Below are 19668 nucleotides of genomic sequence, written 5' to 3'. Positions count from 1 at the left end.
ATTTTTTCCGTTAAATGCCTTGCGGATAGGGTGGTCTATGTTACAATTCGCGCCGCGTTGATGAGCAGCTTTATGCCGCACTTAATGCAGGATGGTCAGGTGTCCGAGTGGCCGAAGGAGCACGCCTGGAAAGCGTGTATACCGCAAGGTATCGAGGGTTCGAATCCCTCCCTGACCGCCATCTATTTAAAACGAAAAAGCCTTGCTTAACCGCAGGGCTTTTTTGTGTCTGCGATTCAGAGGGATGAGAACCCGAGAAGAGGGGTTGAGCCGAGCGAAGCGAGACAACGTGGGAGCCTGCGACCACGGCCCCATAGGGGTAAAATAATCCCTCCCTGACCGCCATTATCATAAAATACCTATTAATCAATAAGTTATAGTAATGGTTCTGGCTAAATGTTGACACCTTTTCGACTAGTAAAAACCTCACTTGTCCCTTAAAGGTTCTTCCGTTGTGCAGATTGCAGCTTCTATGTTTTCAATAACCACTTTCCCTAATGTCGTAGCTGAATGTTCAGTTCCGTTAGAGTTCAAAGGTACATCGTATGTGATAGATCTGCTGGTGATGCTGCTTAGTTTAACTTGGGGGTGTTCGATCCTTATCTTTAAGAGTAACCCGGCACTGTAATGAACTGATTTTCCTTCTCTACGAATTGCTTGGGGAAGTTCTGATTTGTCCGGTTGCCTGAACTGAATACTTCCGGGTATTAGCTCTGAGGTTTGAGTTACTTTATGGAAGGCTGCATCTCTAGCCTTTAGGGTATAATCAATCTCAGGTATTTGTTTCACCTTATTAAAGGCTTGATGGTGGTGGCTGTGTTTCCCTCCGATGCTGGTAACTTGTTGTCTTGATACGTTGCATGCAGCAGCTATGCAAGTTCTGAAGGCTTGCCAGCATTTTCTGAAAGCTTTATGGTCTTGGGCATTCGATAGCTCCTCATAATAATCTTTCGCGAATTCAAGCTGTTCCCTTGCTTCTGATAATTCCATTTATGGTTCCTAACGCTAAATTTTATAATGTTCTAACAAGCATTCACATCGAAAACAATAGGGAGGCATTATGTCTCCCCCATGTCCCGCCGTACCTTAGCGCTTACCCCAACGTTTCTTCAAGTAGTTCTAACCGGTCTTGTCCCCAGAACTGTTCGCCATCATATACATAAGCAGGGGCGCCGAGTACGCCGGCTTTAATGGCGTCTTGGGTGTTGTTGGTGTAGATCTCTTCAATGGCTGGGGATTGTGCGCTTGCGAGTAGTGCATCCGCATCAATGTTGTGTGCATTGAGGATCTCTTTGAGGGTGCTTTCAGCGGCGATGTCTTTTTCGTGTTCCCAGCAGGCTGCTAAGATCTGGCCAATGACTGCTCCGGCTTCTACCCCTGAGGCTTGAAGCGCAATAACGCACTTGTCAGCTAAAACGGGGCTGGTTGGGAAAAAGCTTGGTTGCTTGTTGATCGGCAGGCCGCGTTTCTTCGCCCAGCGTCCCAGTTCAATTAAGCGGTAATCCAACCTGCTTTTTGGGCGTTGGGGTAAGGGTGTGGCGCCGGACTCAGCAAAAACTTCACCTAGTTTTACCGGTTTGAAATGTACCTTTGCGTTGGCTTTTTTGGCGATCTGTAAAAAGCGTTGATGGCCAAGGTAGGTAAAAGGTGAAAGGCTCGTGAAGTAGTAGTCGATTTCCATACTGAACATTCCTAAGGTTAAGTTTAGTCGTGAGTCATATACCCATCGATCAACGGTTGTGCTGTGAATAGACTTAGATGATAGTGGATAAAATATCTTGAAAAGTCTCTTTTATATGACTTATAGTCCGGTATTACTTAGATGTTCAGTGTGCATAAGGGGTTTAATGAGTAAGCCGGATCGTCTGTCAGCCTTAATATCTCGATTTGAATTAAAGGCTAATATTGTGAGTGATATCCGTGATGCTAACCTGTTTTTATTTGGTTGCGTTGCGAGTGGGGCGCTCAGTCGTATTGTATTTTGGCCGGTGAAACCTGAAGCCGTTGATGTGATGGCGGAGGAGTTGATTGTGGCGGCTGCCATTGATATGGGAGGGGAGGGAAATCCACTAGTGCGGGCTTTGCCGGAGCAGATATCGTTAACGGTTGATCAAGCCCGTTCAGTCCAAGATCTTAGTCAGTTGATATTAGGTGAGATTGTTGAGGCGCGTTGTGGTCGCACGACAACTATTCAGCGCTTATTTGAGGTGCTGGTCGTTATTTTATTACGTCACGCGATTCAATCCCATGTTGATAAAAAGGGGTTGATAGCGGGGTTGGCTGATGACCGTATTTGTCGTGCGATTGTGGCGATTCATGAACGCCCTGAGTTTGAGTGGCATATTGAAGATCTAGCGGATGTTGCGGGGTTGTCTAGGAGTCAGTTTATGGAGCGTTTTAAGCAGTGTGTGGGACAAAACCCTGCCCAATACCTTCGTGAGTGGCGTTTGGCTTTAGTATGTAAGGATTTAGACCGAGGGGAGCGAGTAAAGGCGGTTGCATTGCGTTATGGCTACCGGAGCCAAGAGGCGCTAAGTCGTGCTTTTAGTAAACAGTACCATTGCAGCCCTTCCCAGTACCGTATGCAAGCACGTTGAGTGGTAACGTGGCTCTAAAGGGCTTACATTTACTTTTTTAATATTTTAGGTTGTCGATTTATGTTTTCAGAAATTTTTTCCATTTTGGCGCCTGTCTTTGTCTGTGTAGCGATTGGCTATGGTTGGTCGAAGAGTGGTAAAGATTTTGATACCGGTTTGGTGACATCCATTGTTACTTACTTCGGTACGCCAAGTTTGGTTTTTTATGCCTTGGCAACGGTGGAGTTGGATGTTTCCCACCTTTGGCGGATGGGGTTATCTGCGCTGATCGCTAATGTGGCTTTTGTTGTGATTGGGGGAGCGGTTCTTGCGCTCCTTAAATTACCTCACCGCGCTTTTTTACAAGCATTGAGCTGGCCAAATGTGGGTAATGTTGGTTTGCCCTTGTGCTTGCTCGCTTTTGGGGATGAAGGGTTGGCACTGGGGATCGCATTTTTTACGGTCTATGTTGTGTTGCAGTTAACCGTTGGGGTTGCGTTTGTGTCTGGTAAGTTCACCTTAATGTCACTGCTTAAAATGCCCATTATTCCGGCAACATTGTTGGCGTCGCTGTTTTTGTTTACCGGGCTAGAGGTGCCTAAGTGGCTCTTTAATACGACGAAGTTGATCGGTGATCTAACGATTCCTCTTATGCTGTTTACGCTAGGCGTCTCACTGGCTAGCCTTAAAATTAGAGGCTTAAAAACCGCGTTTGGCCTCTCGCTTTTGAGGTTGGGAATGGGGGTTGGTGTTGGCTTGGGCATTGTGTGGGGCATGGGTTTAACGGGGCCCGCTGCCGGAGTTGTTATCTTACAGTGTTCGTTGCCTGCCGCTGTCTTTAGTTATCTTTTTGCGCAGCTTTACGATCAACGGCCACAGGAGGTGGCAGGGTTGGTTATTGTATCTACCTTTATGGGGTTTGCTTCGCTACCTGTTTTATTATGGTATGTGCTTTAAGTAAAAAAAAGAGGCGTCGCTTGCGAGTAAACTCAAGCGACTCTCTAAGGGGGAAGTCGTTAATCAAGTATCGATCTGTTCGCTGAACTCAATTAGGTTGTTAACGATTAAGTCTGGCTCTATATCCCAAGGGTCAAATATTTTACGTGAATCCCGTTTTATCCACGCGGCTTTTAAGCCCGCTGCTTTACCACCAATTACATCCCAAGGGTTGCTGGAGACCATCCAGCTATTTTCTGTATTTGCGTGGGTGCGTTTCATTAAATACTGATAAACCTGAGGGTTGGGTTTGTAGGTATTTAGGTCATCTACACTAATTACTGAGTCTAAATGGGGTAAAACCGAGGCATTACTGAGCAGCTTACGGACGGCAACTTCTGGGCCGTTAGAGAACGCGGCTAACCGGTGGTTTTTTTGGCGCAGTTTAATCAAACCGGGAATAACGTCGTCAAAGGCGTCAAGGTTTGCAAATTCACTGACCAGATGATGTTGTTCATCTTCGGTTAGCTCAATATTAAACGCCAGCATACAGTAACGGAGTGCTTGTAAGGTACATACACTGAAATCTGCATATTGCTGCATGAGTGCTCGGAGAAAGGCGTACTCCACTTTTTTATCATGCCATAGCTGACCAAACGCGTTGGCTTTATCACCGATAAGTTGCGCTAAGTGTTTACCCATATCGACGGGGTCGACAAGGGTTCCATATACGTCAAAACCAATGGATTGTTGTATCACCATAAACCTATTTATTAGGAGGGCATTCTATAGCTTTCAGTATAGTTTGCCCTGATTGAGCGACGGACTTAGTGCATTGCTTATTTAGGCAAACTTTTTGAAAGCGTCGTCGATCGGTGTTTTTGCAATATGGTTGATGTAATTGCTGATCACTTTTTGTGATAGGCCAAGTAGGATGCCTAGTATGTGCTTCTGTTCATAACCTGCTGCATAGAATGCTTCTAGCGCTTCATCGCTTAACAGGCCACGGTTGCGCAACACTAAAAGCGTGGTTTCATGTAATACCTGAAGCTTTTTAGTTGGCATCTCTGTCTGGTTTCTTAACGCACGGTCAATCGCTGGGTCTACATTCATCATATTGGCAATCATGCTGTGGGCCGGTGAGCAGTATCCACAGTCATGTTCAACGTTAATGGTTTGCCATACAACAGTAAGCTCTTCTGCATCAAACGCTGTTTGCTGAAACAGTTCATGTAGTCGTTGGTATGCTTCCAGTGTTGCTGGGTCTTCGCCAAGTACGGCATGCAGGTTCGGTATCATCCCAAAGTTCTTTAGTGATGTTTCAAAGAGCGTTTTAGTGGCTTCTGGTGCTGATTCCATCGTGTGTAGCGTAAAAGGTTTCATAGCATTCCCTAAAAATAGTTTCTATAAAATAGACATATCTTCAATCTATTATGATTTATGGGTGTTTTTCTTCTTGAACGATTGTTCACGGAGTTATCTTAGCTAGACTTGAATGAATGTTCAAGATAATATTTCATCATATATTCAGCTGTTTACTCGGTGTGTAATTCAATGGTCAATCAGATAAAACATGATAGAGAAGAGGTCATTAAAAAAGCCGCTAATCTATTTTGGGAAAAGGGGTTTCATGCAACCTCTATGCGAAACCTGCAAGATCATATAGATATGCGGCCGGGTAGCATTTATGCAGCGTTTGGTAGCAAAGAGGGGTTATTTAAAGAGGCCTTACAATGCTACACCAATACAAATATTGCGCTTATGCAGCAGTGTGAGGCGCAAGCTTCGTCGCCTTTAAACGCATTAAAATTGTTTATTAAATCGATTATTAAACGCCCTCAGGAGAACGGTGCTCCGAGTGAGGTCTGTATGTTAGTTAAAACCGTTTCTGAGTTAACCGATGAGAATGCTGATCTTTTAGCGCTGTCAAAGCAGTTATTAAACATGATGGAGCAGGGGATTGAAACGGTCCTAAAACGGGCCCAAGCCCAAGGTGAGATTAGTGCATCCAGTGATACTCGGCGTTTAGCGCAGTTTTTGCAGATTCAAGTAATTGGATTGCGTGCGTACATGCGCGCAAATGATGACAATGACTGTATTGATCAATTAATAGACGATGCGTTCTCCTGTATACAGTAACCACATAGGCAAGCATTAAAGGTGATGTTGCTTTATACGCCCAACACTTGATTTTAATGTGTTAGATACTTGCCAGTAACCAGCTATTTTCGGACTATTAATCTACACTTGTATTACTGATCCTCGTTACGTGGCACATATGAAAAAATGGAATTTTAAACGGTTTTTTTGGGCAACTGCATTTATAGTTTTGTTCCCTATGCTGCAAAGCTGCTCCAGCGCTAAAGAGCCCCTGATTACCGCAAGCCATGTCTGGCCCGGCTATGAGTTTATGTTTCTTGCTGACCAATTAGGTTGGCTCGATCATGAAAAAGTAACCCTTGTCGATACCTATTCAGCCAGTGAATCGCTTGGGTTGATCAAAGCGGGTGAGGTCGAAGCGGCCGCGCTGACATTGGATGAGGTCATCCGTGCGCGATCTGAAGGCGTGGAGCTTTCAATTGTGGCGGTTTTTGATATTTCAGCGGGAGCGGATCAAGTTATTTCTCGAACCGAATTTTCCTCATTGTCTGATATTAAAGGTAAGCGAGTTGGTGTTGAAACCTCAGCCTTGGGGGCGGTTGTTTTGAGCCAAGTTTTAGAGGTGGCTGGATTAACGAGGGAGGATGTCTCTATTGTTGAGTTAACAATAGATGACCAAGAGCAAGCATGGCTCGATGGGCGTGTTGATTGTGTTATTACCTATGAACCGGTTGCCCGAAAACTACTGACGGCGGGGGGGATTAAAGTGTTTGATAGTCGCTCGATGCCTGAGATGATTTTGGATGTGTTAGCGGTAAGGAAAGAGGCGCTACATAAGCAAACACAGATTCAGCATTTAACCGAGGCACACTTCAAAGCACTTCACCATTTTGAATCGCAACGTGAAGATGCCCTATATCGGATGGCGCCACGTTTAGGTGTTGAGCCGGATCAAGTCCCTTTCCTCTATGAAGGGCTTCTTTTACCTAACCCGTTGCATAATCAACGTTTGATGAACGGCACCCCCTCTAAGCTTGAGTCTGTGGGAGAAAAAATAATAAACGTTATGTTGCAATCGAATTTAATCGAGTCGCAGGTGAATGTGGATAACCTAGTCGACCCTAGTTTTGTTAGTCCCTAATGGGTAGGCTGACAGGGTTTTTAGTCGGTATTTATCTTGCGCTGTGCTGTTATAGCCCGGCGTCGTTGGCATTGGTGAACGACGAAATTATGATAGGTGTGCTGGCGGCTAGGGATAAAGCTGATGTGTATGAACGCTGGGCACCGCTAGCTGAATTATTAAATGAGAAGAGCGAAACCCATACCTTTAACGTTAAAGCCTATTATTTTGATGAGTTAGAAAGCGCGGTAGCCAGCCGCAGTATCGCGTACGTTTTAGTGAATCCCAGCTTTTATGTATATCTACAAGAGCTTTATGGCTTGTCTTCCCCGACCTTGACCATGATTAACCAAGCCGGTGGGCGTTTTATTAAATCGTTTGGTGGGGTTATTTTTACTAAGGCAAATAACCGTTCGATCACCGATTTAGCGGATCTTCACAATAAAAAAGTGGCGATCGTGAGTTACTTCTCTTTAGGGGGCTATCAGAGTCAAGCTTATGCCTTAGAACATCGTTATGAAGGGATCGGCGATAGCCTTGATATTATGCCGTTCGGCCGCTCCCAAGATGATGTGGTGCGGCGTGTTTTGTCGGGCGATGCTGATGTGGGGTTTGTTAGAACGGGTATTCTAGAGCAAATGGTCGCCGAGGGAGCGCTCTCTTTTGATCAAATTAAAATTATTAATCAACAGTCGCTTAACGCTTTTCCTCTGATCGCTTCCACAACGCTTTATCCTGAATGGCCGTTTGCTGCGCTGCCTTATAACGATAACGAGGTTACGAAGTATGTTGTTGCTGAATTACTTAAATTAGCGCCAGAAGATGCTTACTCGCAGGCGATGAAAATAGGTGGTTTTGATATTCCTGAAAATTATTCCAGTATTACTTCGTTACTTAGAACCCAACGGTTACCGCCATTTGATCAAGATTTTACCATCTCTCTTGGGGATGTTTGGGCGCAGTATAAACTGTCAATTATTCTGGCGATCACGCTGCTCCTGTCATTAATTATGGGTTACCTTTTCTTGCTACGTGGACATCAAAAGTTAACGGATACACAGCATGAATTAGCGGTCGAGCGAAGCCTGTTAGAGGAGATTATTTGGGCGACACAGGTCGGGACTTGGACTTGGAATGTTGAAACGGGGCATGTACAAATTAATGATAGATGGGCGGAGATGCTTGGCTATACCTATGATGAGTTGATGCCGATTACCGTTGATGCGTGGAAAGCGTTGATCCATCCAGATGATATCGCAGCGGTAGAAAACGAGCTAAATAAGCACTTAGCAGGCAAAAATAACCATTATCAGCAAGAGCTCAGGATGAGGCATAAGCGTGGTGAATGGGTCTGGGTTTTAACGCAAGGTAAAATTGTAGAGCGAGATAAAGCGGCGAACCCCCGGCGTCTTTCAGGGATTAATATGGATATTAATTCGCGTAAAAGCCTTGAAGCGGAGAAAGATGCTTATAGTCAGCAATTAGAGGTTTTAGCCACGAAAGATAGTCTGACGAACCTCTATAATCGACGAAGCTTTTTGGAGTTTGGGCAAACAATGTTTGAGCAAGCAAAACTCAGTGGTAATGGGTTAAGCTTTTTAATGATTGATGCGGATCATTTTAAACGGGTGAATGACCAATATGGACACCATGCGGGTGATCAGGTGTTAAAGCAGATCGCTGCTTTTCTGGAACGTAATATACGGCATGCGGATCTGCTTGCTCGCTTAGGTGGGGAAGAGTTCGGTATATTGATGCCTGCTACGGATAAAGCGACCGCCTTACATATTGCAAACCGTATTGCTGATGTGGCAAAACTTGAAGTGGTGCCTGTTGAGGCCGAAAAGTTGAATTTTGGCTTAAGTATCGGTGTAGCAGATATCAGTGACGGGCTTGAAACGCTCAGTGAGTTAATGGCTGAGGCGGATCAAGCACTGTACGAGGTTAAAGCATTAGGCCGTGGGTTTGCTAAAGCGACGGCCTGTCATCGTTAGAAACGGTGATAAGTGGCTAAGGAGCTGGCTGTTGCGCGTTGAGCTTATCGCATTTAATACGTAATAAAGTATCAATGAGCGCGGTTGTCGTTGCGGGGGTATTAAGTTTTAAGCAGCGCCTGATGACCGCACCACTAATCGCATCACGTTCTAAGGGTTTGCCTTTTTCTAAATCGACCAGCATGGAGGTTTTGATGGCATCAAAATTACTGATCAGTGTGAACATCTCATCGATATCCTCTTTGCTCAGCGAGACATCGTCATAGCGCGCGGCAAGGGCGACCTCCTCCATCATAGTGTAAACTGTGCGGCTTAGCTGAGGATCTGATGTTATTTGCCGAGTGTCGAGCTCTGTCAGGGCAGACAGTGGATTGACCCCGTTGTTGATGAGTAGTTTTCGCCATAGGGCTTGACGAATATCATCGCTTAACTCTGTATCAATATCAGCCGCAGTAAATAAGTTATAGATCTGCGTTAATTGGTTTTTATCCACACTATGCTGGCTGTTAGGCCATTGCCCAAATATAACTTGCGCTACACCGTCAACCTCGACATGGCCGGGTGTGATGATATGCCCGCCGATTCTAACCGCTAGTCCACCTAATGTTCTTTCTTGGCCGATGATAGCAGCAATCTGTGCTTCATTATCGACACCGTTCTGTAAGGAAAGCAGTGGGCACGTACCTTGTTTTAGCCAGTCGGACATCTCATCCATGACGGTCGCGGTGACGGTGCTTTTAAGGCACAAAATAATCAGATCAAAATCATTGCAGGTATAGTTGTTGGCCCATGTTGATTGATGTATCGCATCAACGGGACCTTGGTATGTGGTTGAGGCATGTTGCAAGGTAAGACCTTGGGTTTGCATCGCGTTAAGGTGTTCACCGCGTGCAATAAATGTGACGTGGTGACCTGCCTTTTTAAGTTTAATACCGTAGTAACAACCGATGCCGCCGGCACCCCAAATTGCAATGTTCATAACCTATACCTACATATCTACGTTGTCGTGTTGCTGTGTCGACTTCATCTGTTTTTAAAAGACTATCTGTTGCCGGCTTTATTGGCACAAAAGTGTAGCGGTTTATGCCTATACTTGATGCAGTGGTGTGCTCAAAATGGCGAGGCGGCGTAATGCTGAGGCGATTATCCTCCTCGCGCTGATAAGCGTAGCTAAATAGCAAATTTAATTGTAGGGTTTATTCGCAATCCATGTACAGTCTAAGCCTGATTATTTCTCGCATAGCAATGATTTAGCGGTTATAAATAGAGTCATTAAATGAAAGCGAGTCATGTCAATAATTGGGCCTACAATGGGTAAGGTTTAGGTCATTTAAAACGTGTTATTTATTACATCTTAGGTTATTTGGGAGAGACATAGGCTGAGCCCCATAACCTCGATATCAATTATTTTATTGTTTAGGCTGTTGAATGAGTGAAATAGACAAAAAGGAAGATCTCGAAGGGTTTGTATCTCAGCTACATACCCCTGAAGAGAGCCAATCGGTCGTGTTTGATCATGCGGTTGAGCAATTAGTACCGACAGAGCTCAGCCTGTTATTGGAATCCTTACCGATTGAAGCCCGTTGTGCGCGATGGCTTCAGGTCCCCGATGAGCTAAAAACATCGGTATTGCTAGGTATGCGCTACCAGGCGAGAGATTCTATTTTTCTCGCGATGGATGAAAGTACCTTAGATCTTATTTTAAGGTCACTGGATGCTGAATGCCTGATTGAACTGGCGGATAACCTTACCGAAGAGCAGATTGAAAGAGCGTTTAGTTATTTAGATTCTAAACAGCAAAGTTGGTATCAAGGCGCGGCTGAGTTTGATGAAAAGCATATTGGACGTTATGCCGATCATAAGCTGGTGACTATTCCCCCCAACGCTAAAGCGAGAGATGCTCTACGCGCACTTAAACGCGCTACGATTGATCTGTGTGATCAGGTTTTTGTGGTTGATAAGCAGGGACTTTTTTTGGGGGTGATCCCCGTGTCTATGCTACTGAAAGAAAAAGACCCTATGCGGATGGTTAGGGGGATGATTGAAACGGTGCCTATCACCGTCCTTGGCACTGATCCATTAATCACGGCGACTGAAACGCTTGAACATTCGGGCGGTTATTCACTGCCGATTGTGGATAACGACGGCAGGCTGGTGGGGCGTATTACCCAAGCGACTGCGTTGTGGATTATGAAGGAGCATTTTGAATCACAGTTGATGGCGAAGGTGGGTTTAACTGAATCGGCGGACCTCTTTGTACCTGTGTTTAAAGGCGCACGGCAGCGTGCGGTTTGGTTAGGCCTGAATCTACTCACCGCGTTTTTGGCTTCATGGACCATTGGGTTATTTGAGACTGTACTGAGTCAGGTGGTGGCGTTAGCGGTGTTAATGCCGGTGGTCGCCTCAATGGGGGGGATTGCGGGTAGCCAGACATTAACCCTGATTATTCGAGGGTTGGCGACTAAGCAAGTGACCTTTAGGAACTCCTGGGCTTTAAGTAAGCAGGAGCTGGGTATTGCGCTGTTTAATGGTGTGGGTTGGGCGGCGGTGATTGGTGTTGTTACCTGGTACTGGTTTGAAAGTGGGGTGATTGGGTTAGTGATCGGTATCGCGGTCATGGCGAATATTCTGGTGGCTGCGTTATCGGGTGTCTATATCCCATTGATCTTAGATAAGTGTAAGTTTGACCCTGCGTTATCCGGTGCTGTTGTGTTAACGACCGTGACAGATGTGGTGGGTTTTGTGACGTTCCTTGGGTTAGGCACGTTGTTGATTCTTTAATGGGATACATCATGGACATAATTGATCAGCCCGCTCAACAAGAATTGAATTTAGATGAAAAACAGTGGTATTCAATGTCACTGGGCGATCTGACGCTTTTTTTGCAACAAAATGGTAACGAGCTGCTGACGGCGGTGAGCTATCAAGACAGAGATAAACCCGCTTTATGCAAAGCATTAGGCAAAATAGAGCAGTTACCCGACGGCGTGAGCGTAGGAGAACGCCTGTATAGCGGCCCCGAAGAGGAGTCAGTTTATATTGAGTTACAGTTAGCGGATAAGCCCTACCAAGTCAATGCGGATAGGCCGATTAAGTTAGGCCCTAAAGGGCGGGCCGTACTTTATGTGAGCACGTCATTATGGGTGCAGTTAAAAACGGTTGATACGCAAAAAGTGATGACGGAGTATCCTGCTATTGTACCGCGTATGAGTTGGGTCGGGAGTACCACCATAGAAGGGGCGCTGTGTTATAGCACTAAAACCGCTGCGCCTTCAGAACTAAGTCAGGTTAGCCGTAAAGTGCATCGGGCGATTACCGCGTTAGAAATTGTGAATGATAGTAATCATTCACCCTTAACGATCCAGCGGCTGTCATTACCTTTAAATATGTTGAGTCTGTTTTATTCAGAGTCCGCCGGTTATTGGACAGAGTCTGTTCGGTTTAGGATGGATGCCTCAACCGGTGAAACCGTGATCGTGACCTCACAGAAACCACCGGACGAGTTAGGGGATTGTACAAAGATCTCGACCGCGAGAGATTCAAAACAATCCAGTAGGCTACGCACGGCTATGAAGTTGATAATGGGATAAATGATGCCTGAATTTTTACAAAGTATAGCGTTGCTCGCTTGGGTTAGAGCCATTCTCTTTATTGTGGCGGGCTTTGTGATTGCTAAATTAGCATCGCGTCTGTTTCGTAAGCTGAGTGATAATAAGTTAAGTACCCATCATCAGTTATTAGGCAGCATGCTGATTTTCTATTTGCTGTTTATGCTCTTTTTCTTGTCGGGATTAAAAGAGCTGGGCTTTAGTATGAGCGTGCTGTTGGGGGCGGCTGGTGTGTTATCGGTTGCGGTTGGTTTTGCCTCGCAGACATCCGCGTCTAACTTGATTAGTGGTTTGTTTCTTATCGCTGAAAAACCGTTCGAGGTCGGCGATGTTCTAAAGCTCAATGAGTTTTCGGGTGAGGTAATTTCGATCGACCTACTGTCCATCAAGTTGAGGACATTTGATAATGTGATGATTCGGGTGCCTAATGAAACCTTAATTAAGACCACGTTTATCAATATGTCTCGATTTCCTATACGTCGTGTAGACCTTGTTATCGGTATCGCCTATAACGAAGATATAGAGACTGCTCGAACCGTCTTGTTAGAGGCGGCGCTGCATCATCCTAGGGCGCTGGTCAATCCAGATCCTTTTTGCATTGTAACTATGTTTAACGCCTCGTCAGTGGATCTTCAACTGTCTGTTTGGGTGGTTAGAGCTGAGCTTAAAGATGCTAAAAGTGAGCTGTTAATTGCGTGTAAAAAGGCATTAGATGCGGCAGGTATTGAAATACCGTTTCCCCATACCAGTATGTATGTGGGGGAGCATACTAAGCCATTTCCAATTCAGATGGTGGAACCCGCTGTGGTAGATAAAGGCCCCAGTGGTAAGTAACTAGTTTATTAAGGGATATCAGATGGATAATGTCGTATTCCAGATCTCCAAGCTTATAAATCGCGTTAGTAATGAAGTAGATCCGGAAAAACAGATCAAATTGATCGTTGATTCTATTAGTGATCTGTTTTCGATCGACGTTTGTAGTTTGTATCTGTTAAATGAAAAACGTGAGCCTACGCTCTATGCAACCCATGGTTTGAAAGCTGATCACCCTATTTCGCTGGGTGAGGGTAAGGGCTTGATCGGGCGAGTCATTAGCTCCAAGCATTTAATTAATGTGGCTAATGCGGCAACGGAAAGGGGCTATGAACTTATCCCGAGTACGGGCGAGCAGGCGTTTAAGAGTTACTGCGGTGTCCCTTTAGTTCGGCAAGGTGAAAGTGTTGGTGGGTTAGTTGTACAAAACCGACGGGAAGAAAAACTTTCAGAAGATTATGAAGCGCTTTTAGTGACCATGGCTGCCCACTTAGCGGCCATTGTGCCGAACGTGATGCTGCTAAAAGGTAAAGGTAAAAAACGCTTAAACCTCCGTATTAACGGTGTTAAAGGGGCTCCCGGTATTGCGGTTGCTCCCGTCTATACCTTGTCATCGGTTAGTCTTGATCAAATACAGGCCGGTCAGTGTAAGGATGTGAACGCTGAATTAGCGCAGTGGGTATCGTTAAGAGAGAAAGTTGTTCTTAGTCTAAATGAAGAGAAAGAGCTGCTGAGTGAAAGCTTAGGTGATAGCAGTATTTCCGGCATTTTTGATGCGTACCGCATGCTGCTTTTGGATCCTGCTCTCAACATGATGATTGAGTCGGAAATTACCTCGGGCGCAAATATCTTAACCGCTCTGAAGCGCGCGCTGTACTCTTATGCTGATTCATTTCGGGCGATGGATGATTCCTATTTAGCGGCGAGAGCGGATGACCTTTTGCATTTAGGCAACAAGATTCTCGCTATTTATAACGGCCCCGTTAAACGTGAGGACACAGACCTACCCAAAAAACCGGTTATTCTGCTGGGCTCCGATATTAGTGTGACCGATATTGCTAGGTTTCCTACCGGCGTTATCGCGGGCATTGTGTGTGTTAATGGATCTTACTTATCCCATACGGCGGTACTCGCTAATGCGTTGGGTATTCCTGCGGTACTTGGGATTGGGCGTAATAACCGTTTTGTTCAGGGTGAACGCATCGTACTGGATGCAGATAACGCGTGTGTGATTCAAAACCCCAGTAAAGCGATCTGTAATGAATACCGTAGGGCCGGTAAAAAGAATAGCAAAGAGGTGGAACAGCTTAAACAGCTTAAAGGGCTGCCAGCGGAAACCGTCGATGGTGTTCAAATAAGGCTGATGGCTAACAGTGGTTTGGTGAATGATATCAAACCCAGTGTAGACAGTGGGGCAGAAGGGATCGGTTTGTACCGAACTGAGATCCCCTTTATGACGTGCCAAGCGTTCCCCACGGAAGATGAGCAGGTGCAGATCTATTCTCAGATCTTTTCCGCGTTTCCTGACAACCCTATCTATATGCGTGTTCTGGATATTGGTGGGGATAAACAGCTTCCCTATTTCCCTATACAGGATGAGATGAACCCCGCCTTAGGTTGGCGCGGTATTCGTTTTGGCTTAGATAATGCGCACCTTCTGTTAACGCAGATTCGTTCTATGCTGCTCTCTGCTGGTATGAGCGGTGAGTTAAATATATTGATACCGATGGTATCGGCTAAAGAGCAAATCCAAGCGTTTAAGTTACTGGTGGGTAATGCGTTAGAGCAGTTGGAAGAGGAGGGGATCAGTGTTAAACCGCCAAAGATTGGCTGTATGATTGAAGTCCCTGCGGCGATTTCGCAAATACCTTTTTGGGCTGAGGAGTTGGACTTTGTTTCTATCGGCTCCAATGACCTTAGCCAATATCTCTTATCGGTTGATCGTAACAATGCGCGGGTGGCGAGCCTTTATGACCCCCTTCATCCAGCGGTTGTGCATGAGGTGAACCGTGCGGTGACAAATGCGAAAGCGGCCGGTTTACCGATCAGTTTGTGTGGCGAGCTTGCATCTGAGCCGTTAGCCGTTGTTTTACTCATAGGAATGGGGCTCTCATCGTTGAGTCTAGGTGCTGCTTACCTACCTAAAATTAAAAAACTCATTAGGATGATTGACAGTAAAGATGCCCATGCGGTTTTGCAGCAGGCTCTGACGTTGCATACAACACAAGAGATACGTGATTGTGTTAAAGGCTATATGGAGACCATCGGCTGGGTGTGATGTGCATGGAACTGTCTATAAAGCCGCGTTTGGCTTTCCCTTATTGCAAGGCTAACCATTGAGAGACCTTATGTCTTTAGATCATAAAATGAAAACAATTTTCGACAGAATGACAGACGTGGTTTTCGGATTTATTCTGTTTTTTATTGTTATTGCTATCTTTATTGGCGTAATACAGCTGTTTTTCTCTGTTGGTAAACTCCTCTCGTTTGAGGGCATTACAGGCTATTACATCGACTTTATCTCAGACGTTTTAACCATCTATGTGTTGGTTGAGTTGTCCCGCTCTCTCACTGAGTATTTTAAATCGCATAAGCTTCGGCTGACCTTTATTATTGATGCCGCGATTGTCTTCACGATCAGGGAGTTGCTCATTGGGCTATTTAAGCACGAGTTAAAGCCCGACATGTTATATGCCTTTTCGGCGTTTATTTTAGTGTTAGGCTTGCTGCGTATCGGTTCTATTTTGGTGTACCAAAAAGAAAAAGAGATGATTCATAACGATAATGCAGCCGATTAATAGGCTTTGTTTTACCGCTGATGATAGAGGTGTGTAATGGATGTTTCTCTGAGCGATGGAAAAATGCGCTGTTTCGGTAATAAACCGGGGCAAGACTACTATGCTGACTATCATGATAATGAATGGTCAGTCCCTGAGCGGAATGACCAAAAACTATTTGAGATGCTCGTGTTAGAAGGTGCGCAAGCAGGGCTGAGTTGGGATACCGTTTTAAAAAAGCGTGAAGGTTATCGTAAAGCGTTTCATCAATTTGATGTGTCCAAAGTTGCAGCGATGAGTGACGATGCGCTGGAGGCGCTACGGGAAGATGCCTCAATTATACGAAACAAGCTTAAAATCTACTCCGCCCGTAAAAACGCCCGTGTATTTCTTGCGATACAAAAAGAGTTTGGCTCGTTCGCTGATTACCTGTGGGGCTTTGTCGATAATAAACCGCAGATCAATCATTGGGTTAGTTTTGAGCAGGTGCCCGTTACAACCGATGTGAGTGATGCCCTTGCTAAAGATTTAAAAAAGCGCGGTATGTCTTTTGTCGGTTCGACGATCATCTATGCGTATATGCAGGCCGTTGGTCTGGTGAATGATCATTTGACTCGCTGTTGGTGTTACGGACGCGATCATGAGACGTTTCAACGGTGAGTGACCATCGCAAGCGTTTCTTAATCGCCCGTGAGCACGTAGAATCACAGCCCCTTTTACCTTAGTAGTGCAGATTAGATGTCAGAATTAGTATCTTTGCTTCAGCAGGCTTATGAAAATCGAACCTCTTTGCTTGAAACCCTTCATGCAGAAGATACAAACTGCTATCGGCTTTTTCATGGTACGAATGAGGGGGTGGCAGGTTTAACCGTTGATCGTTACGGGCCGCAACTGCTGATTCAAAGCTTCCATGATTCTCTCAATGAAGCGCAAGTCGCGCAGGTTAGTGAGTTCTACAGTGTGCTCTTTTCTGCGCAAGAGGTTATTTATAACGACCGCAGTGCCAGTAACTCACGTCGCCAAGATGCTCGTGATAAACGGAGCTTACCCCTGGTTGGGCAGGAGCTAGGTGTTAATTACCGCGTTAAAGGCAAACATTCAGGGCAAGACCCTTACCTCTTTTTGGATATGCGTGTGGGACGGCGTTACGTGATGGCCCATGCGGCGGATAAAAGCGTATTGAATCTGTTTTCATATACCTGTGGTGTCGGTGTCTGTGCCGCGATGGCGGGGGCAAAAACGGTTGTGAATGTCGACTTTGCTGAACGCAATTTAGCGATAGGTAATGAAAATGCAGAACTGAATGGGCTTACGTCGGATCAGATCAGCTTTATACAGAGTGATTTTTTTACTGCGGCCAAACAGTTTGCCGGCATCCCGGTTAAACAGCGCATTCGCCGTGGGCAAAAGCCCCGTGCGTTTCCCCGTTTGGAGGCGCAGCAGTTTGATATGGTTTACCTTGATCCACCACGATGGGCGAAAAGCCATTTTGGTACGGTGGACCTTATTCGCGATTACCCGAGTGTCTTAAAACCATCCCTGCTAGCGACAAAAGAGGGTGGGACACTCATATGTACCAATAACGTTGCGAAAGTCTCAATGGATGAGTGGCTTGATGTGGTTCGCCGCTGCGCTGATAAATCGGGACGGCCGATAAAATCGATAGAGCTACTGCCACCGGAAGCGGATTTTCCATCATCCGATGGCCAGTCGCCATTAAAAATCGCCGTGCTGCACCTTTAAGGGCGCCATTGATAGGAGGTCAGTTTAATCTTGCCATTGATAAAACTGATCCCTTCCTCCTCTAATCTATCCCGTTGGCGCATGTAAGCTTCACTCTCCGCAGGAAATGAACACATCCCTTTTGCATTGATAACCCTATGCCAGGGCAGCTGCGTATCCTTGGGCAGTTGGCTTAATGTACGTCCAACCGCGCGTGCCATACGGGGTAAGCTAGCCAGTTCAGCTACTTGGCCGTAGGTTGCTACAGAGCCCTTAGGTATCATGGAAACAACATGCCATATTTTTTCCTGATAGCTCGGTTCAGTCGTGGATTTTTGCTCCATCTTAGCGCTCATTATTCATAGGGTTATGGATTTTAGGGATGCTAATACCTGACTAAAATGATAGGGTAAAGGCACGTTATTATGTAGGATGATCATTCAATGGCAACGCTGAAAACACTTAATTTTGATAACAGTTACCTTAGTTTACCTGAAAATTTTTATCAGCGGCTTCATCCTACCCCGTTAAAAAATCCGTTCTTAATTGGATTTAATCCAGATGTGGCCCGGTTATTGGATATTGATCCCTGCGCGGTCGACCCTTCTGTTATCGCCCGTTATTTAGGCGGAGAAGCCTTACTGCCAGGTAGTGAGCCTTTGGCCATGAAATATACCGGACATCAGTTTGGCGTGTATAACCCAGAACTGGGTGATGGCCGCGGTTTGTTATTAGGCGAAGTGGTAAATAAAAAGGGTGAGCGTTGGGACCTGCATCTGAAAGGGGCGGGTAAAACCGCGTTTTCCCGTTTTGGTGATGGCCGTGCGGTGCTGCGTTCGAGTATTCGTGAATATCTTATTAGTGAAGCGATGCATGGGTTAGGTATCCCGACTACCCGTGCGTTGGCGCTGGTGGGAAGTGAGGAACTCGCGATGCGTGATGGGATGATGGAGCCCTGCGCAACGGTTTTACGTGTCACCCCATGTCATATTCGTTTTGGCCATTTTGAACACCTTTACTATACCCGCCAGCATGATGCACTTAAGGTCTTGGCGGATTACTGTTTAGAACGCTATTTTCCTGAATGCTTAGCCGCCGAAAAACCCTACCTCGCCATGTATAGTGAGGTGGTTAAACGCAGTGCCGCATTAGTCGCTAAGTGGCAGGCTTATGGTTTTGTTCATGCGGTGCTTAACACCGATAATATGTCGCTGATCGGGGAGACCTTCGATTACGGCCCTTATACGTTTATGGATAGTTATAAGCCGGATCTTGTTGCGAATGGTAATGATCATCAAGGTCGTTATGCCTTTGCGAACCAACCCTCGATTATTCAATGGAATCTCTCCTGTTTAGGCCAAGCGTTATTGCCATTAATTGAGCGCGATGATGTGGTGGCGGTATTAGATCACTATGCTGAGCAATATAAACAGGCAGAGCTAGCTGAGTTTAGGAAACGTTTAGGCTTACAGCTGCAAAATGAAGGCGATGAGGAGTTAGTCATGTCATTGCTTAAACTGTTTGCGCTTTATTCTGTTGATATGAACCGTTTTTTCCGTTGCCTATCGGATTTTGATGGATCAGATGAAGCGGTTGCTGCCTTAATGACCTTAACGCAAGTGCCCTCAGGGTTAAGTGAGTGGCTATTAGCGTATGAACAGCGACTTGAGTTAGAGGTCGCTAGCTTTCCTATACGCCGTGCCCAGATGCGTGCGGTTAATCCTGAGTATATCTTACGTAATTACATGGCCGAAGAAGCGATCCGCGCGGCAACGGCAGGGGACTTTACCTTAGTCCATGATTTACTGATGTTACTGCGTACGCCTATGGACGAAAGTAGTGAATTTAGCCGTTATTCTACCGCGCCACCGACCTGGGCAGGGGGGATTTCATTGACCTGTTCGTCATAAATTAAATTAATTGCAAATTTATTGAATAAAAGCGTTTTTTTTCGTTGACCAGAGCTTAATAAGCTTTATAGAATGGAAGTCGCTTGAAAGTAAGACGTATATTTATGCACAC

General features: G+C 45.6%; 19 protein-coding genes, 1 tRNA gene and 1 other RNA gene. 15 read left to right on the top strand and 6 right to left on the bottom strand.

Going from position 1 to position 19668, the window contains the following annotated elements; translation table 11 throughout:
- Nucleotides 1-93: 93 nt before the first annotated feature.
- Both A3773_RS01145 and A3773_RS01140 read left to right on the top strand, forming a co-directional pair.
- Nucleotides 94-181 (top strand) — tRNA-Ser (locus A3773_RS01145).
- 42 nt (nt 182-223) lie between these two features.
- A non-coding RNA gene (locus A3773_RS01140) (RtT sRNA) lies at nt 224-345 on the top strand.
- Nucleotides 346-426: 81 nt separating this feature from the next.
- On the opposite strand, the gene A3773_RS01135 is transcribed toward A3773_RS01140, so the two are convergent.
- Nucleotides 427-990, bottom strand: coding sequence for a hypothetical protein (locus A3773_RS01135; RefSeq protein ID WP_067981898.1), 564 nt, complete (start codon nt 988-990; stop codon nt 427-429).
- Nucleotides 991-1093: 103 nt separating this feature from the next.
- Entirely contained in the window at nt 1094-1681 is a 588-nt protein-coding gene (locus A3773_RS01130; protein ID WP_067981895.1) for a 2-hydroxychromene-2-carboxylate isomerase, read from the bottom strand.
- 166 nt (nt 1682-1847) lie between these two features.
- Here A3773_RS01130 and A3773_RS01125 point away from each other — a divergent pair, with 166 nt between their 5' ends.
- Nucleotides 1848-2597 (top strand): AraC family transcriptional regulator, encoded by a 750-nt coding sequence (locus A3773_RS01125; RefSeq protein ID WP_067981893.1) that lies wholly within the window; start codon nt 1848-1850, stop codon nt 2595-2597.
- Nucleotides 2598-2657: 60 nt separating this feature from the next.
- Nucleotides 2658-3533: an AEC family transporter gene (locus tag A3773_RS01120; RefSeq protein WP_067981889.1), complete on the top strand. Its 876-nt coding sequence runs from the start codon at nt 2658-2660 to the stop codon at nt 3531-3533.
- Nucleotides 3534-3596: 63 nt separating this feature from the next.
- Here A3773_RS01120 and A3773_RS01115 read toward each other — a convergent pair whose 3' ends face one another.
- Nucleotides 3597-4274: a haloacid dehalogenase type II gene (locus A3773_RS01115; RefSeq protein WP_067981886.1), complete on the bottom strand. Its 678-nt coding sequence runs from the start codon at nt 4272-4274 to the stop codon at nt 3597-3599.
- 81 nt (nt 4275-4355) lie between these two features.
- Nucleotides 4356-4895: a carboxymuconolactone decarboxylase family protein gene (locus tag A3773_RS01110; protein WP_067981882.1), complete on the bottom strand. Its 540-nt coding sequence runs from the start codon at nt 4893-4895 to the stop codon at nt 4356-4358.
- Between the two features lie 171 nt (nt 4896-5066).
- Between A3773_RS01110 and A3773_RS01105 the strand changes: the two genes are divergently transcribed.
- The 3 genes from A3773_RS01105 (at nt 5067) to A3773_RS01095 (ending at nt 8726) form a co-directional block, all read left to right on the top strand.
- Nucleotides 5067-5651, top strand: coding sequence for a TetR/AcrR family transcriptional regulator (locus tag A3773_RS01105; RefSeq protein ID WP_067981879.1), 585 nt, complete (start codon nt 5067-5069; stop codon nt 5649-5651).
- A 139-nt stretch (nt 5652-5790) separates the two neighbouring features.
- Entirely contained in the window at nt 5791-6753 is a 963-nt protein-coding gene (locus tag A3773_RS01100) for an ABC transporter substrate-binding protein (protein WP_082800508.1), read from the top strand.
- Complete coding sequence (locus tag A3773_RS01095; protein WP_067981875.1) at nt 6753-8726, top strand: diguanylate cyclase; 1974 nt, start codon at nt 6753-6755, stop codon at nt 8724-8726. Before A3773_RS01100 ends, A3773_RS01095 begins: the two co-directional genes overlap by 1 nt.
- 16 nt (nt 8727-8742) lie before the next feature.
- Here A3773_RS01095 and A3773_RS01090 read toward each other — a convergent pair whose 3' ends face one another.
- A complete protein-coding gene (locus A3773_RS01090) occupies nt 8743-9705 on the bottom strand; it encodes a ketopantoate reductase family protein (protein ID WP_067981873.1) in 963 nt (320 codons plus the stop codon).
- 449 nt (nt 9706-10154) lie between these two features.
- Here A3773_RS01090 and A3773_RS01085 point away from each other — a divergent pair, with 449 nt between their 5' ends.
- The 7 genes from A3773_RS01085 (at nt 10155) to A3773_RS01055 (ending at nt 17667) form a co-directional block, all read left to right on the top strand.
- Nucleotides 10155-11507: a magnesium transporter gene (locus A3773_RS01085; protein WP_067981869.1), complete on the top strand. Its 1353-nt coding sequence runs from the start codon at nt 10155-10157 to the stop codon at nt 11505-11507.
- 11 nt (nt 11508-11518) lie between these two features.
- Entirely contained in the window at nt 11519-12316 is a 798-nt protein-coding gene (locus tag A3773_RS01080; RefSeq protein ID WP_067981867.1) for a DUF432 domain-containing protein, read from the top strand.
- Nucleotides 12317-13168 (top strand): mechanosensitive ion channel family protein, encoded by an 852-nt coding sequence (locus A3773_RS01075; RefSeq protein ID WP_067981864.1) that lies wholly within the window; start codon nt 12317-12319, stop codon nt 13166-13168. It begins immediately after the preceding gene.
- 22 nt (nt 13169-13190) lie between these two features.
- Nucleotides 13191-15425, top strand: a complete 2235-nt coding sequence (gene ptsP / locus A3773_RS01070; RefSeq protein WP_067981861.1) for a phosphoenolpyruvate--protein phosphotransferase — start codon at nt 13191-13193, stop codon at nt 15423-15425.
- An 88-nt stretch (nt 15426-15513) separates the two neighbouring features.
- Entirely contained in the window at nt 15514-15945 is a 432-nt protein-coding gene (locus tag A3773_RS01065) for a phosphate-starvation-inducible PsiE family protein (protein ID WP_067982689.1), read from the top strand.
- Between the two features lie 36 nt (nt 15946-15981).
- Nucleotides 15982-16584, top strand: coding sequence for a DNA-3-methyladenine glycosylase I (locus A3773_RS01060; RefSeq protein WP_067981859.1), 603 nt, complete (start codon nt 15982-15984; stop codon nt 16582-16584).
- A gap of 78 nt (nt 16585-16662) precedes the next feature.
- Nucleotides 16663-17667, top strand: a complete 1005-nt coding sequence (locus A3773_RS01055) for a class I SAM-dependent rRNA methyltransferase (protein ID WP_067981857.1) — start codon at nt 16663-16665, stop codon at nt 17665-17667.
- On the opposite strand, the gene A3773_RS01050 is transcribed toward A3773_RS01055, so the two are convergent.
- Nucleotides 17664-17990, bottom strand: coding sequence for an MGMT family protein (locus A3773_RS01050; RefSeq protein ID WP_067982686.1), 327 nt, complete (start codon nt 17988-17990; stop codon nt 17664-17666). The two genes, A3773_RS01055 and A3773_RS01050, sit on opposite strands and share 4 nt — an antisense overlap.
- Before the next feature lie 99 nt (nt 17991-18089).
- On the opposite strand from A3773_RS01050, the gene A3773_RS01045 reads away from it, so the two are divergent.
- A complete protein-coding gene (locus A3773_RS01045) occupies nt 18090-19556 on the top strand; it encodes a protein adenylyltransferase SelO (RefSeq protein ID WP_067981854.1) in 1467 nt (488 codons plus the stop codon).
- The last annotated feature ends 112 nt before the right edge of the window (nt 19557-19668 follow it).

The sequence above is a fragment of the Neptuniibacter pectenicola genome (genome assembly GCF_001597735.1).
Taxonomy (GTDB): Bacteria; Pseudomonadota; Gammaproteobacteria; order Pseudomonadales; family Balneatricaceae; genus Neptuniibacter; species Neptuniibacter pectenicola.
The sequence above is the reverse complement of the archived record's forward strand: the minus strand, read 5'-3'. Positions and strand labels throughout refer to the sequence as shown.

Bases quoted from the DNA above. Each gene is read 5' to 3' on its own strand.
- A3773_RS01135 (WP_067981898.1), bottom strand. From the start codon at position 990: ATGGAATTATCAGAAGCAAGGGAACAGCTTGAATTCGCGAAAGATTAT.
- A3773_RS01130 (WP_067981895.1), bottom strand. From the start codon at position 1,681: ATGGAAATCGACTACTACTTCACGAGCCTTTCACCTTTTACCTACCTT.
- A3773_RS01125 (WP_067981893.1), top strand. From the start codon at position 1,848: ATGAGTAAGCCGGATCGTCTGTCAGCCTTAATATCTCGATTTGAATTA.
- A3773_RS01120 (WP_067981889.1), top strand. From the start codon at position 2,658: ATGTTTTCAGAAATTTTTTCCATTTTGGCGCCTGTCTTTGTCTGTGTA.
- A3773_RS01115 (WP_067981886.1), bottom strand. From the start codon at position 4,274: ATGGTGATACAACAATCCATTGGTTTTGACGTATATGGAACCCTTGTC.
- A3773_RS01110 (WP_067981882.1), bottom strand. From the start codon at position 4,895: ATGAAACCTTTTACGCTACACACGATGGAATCAGCACCAGAAGCCACT.
- A3773_RS01105 (WP_067981879.1), top strand. From the start codon at position 5,067: ATGGTCAATCAGATAAAACATGATAGAGAAGAGGTCATTAAAAAAGCC.
- A3773_RS01100 (WP_082800508.1), top strand. From the start codon at position 5,791: ATGAAAAAATGGAATTTTAAACGGTTTTTTTGGGCAACTGCATTTATA.
- A3773_RS01095 (WP_067981875.1), top strand. From the start codon at position 6,753: ATGGGTAGGCTGACAGGGTTTTTAGTCGGTATTTATCTTGCGCTGTGC.
- A3773_RS01090 (WP_067981873.1), bottom strand. From the start codon at position 9,705: ATGAACATTGCAATTTGGGGTGCCGGCGGCATCGGTTGTTACTACGGT.
- A3773_RS01085 (WP_067981869.1), top strand. From the start codon at position 10,155: ATGAGTGAAATAGACAAAAAGGAAGATCTCGAAGGGTTTGTATCTCAG.
- A3773_RS01080 (WP_067981867.1), top strand. From the start codon at position 11,519: ATGGACATAATTGATCAGCCCGCTCAACAAGAATTGAATTTAGATGAA.
- A3773_RS01075 (WP_067981864.1), top strand. From the start codon at position 12,317: ATGATGCCTGAATTTTTACAAAGTATAGCGTTGCTCGCTTGGGTTAGA.
- ptsP (WP_067981861.1), top strand. From the start codon at position 13,191: ATGGATAATGTCGTATTCCAGATCTCCAAGCTTATAAATCGCGTTAGT.
- A3773_RS01065 (WP_067982689.1), top strand. From the start codon at position 15,514: ATGAAAACAATTTTCGACAGAATGACAGACGTGGTTTTCGGATTTATT.
- A3773_RS01060 (WP_067981859.1), top strand. From the start codon at position 15,982: ATGGATGTTTCTCTGAGCGATGGAAAAATGCGCTGTTTCGGTAATAAA.
- A3773_RS01055 (WP_067981857.1), top strand. From the start codon at position 16,663: ATGTCAGAATTAGTATCTTTGCTTCAGCAGGCTTATGAAAATCGAACC.
- A3773_RS01050 (WP_067982686.1), bottom strand. From the start codon at position 17,990: ATGGAGCAAAAATCCACGACTGAACCGAGCTATCAGGAAAAAATATGG.
- A3773_RS01045 (WP_067981854.1), top strand. From the start codon at position 18,090: ATGGCAACGCTGAAAACACTTAATTTTGATAACAGTTACCTTAGTTTA.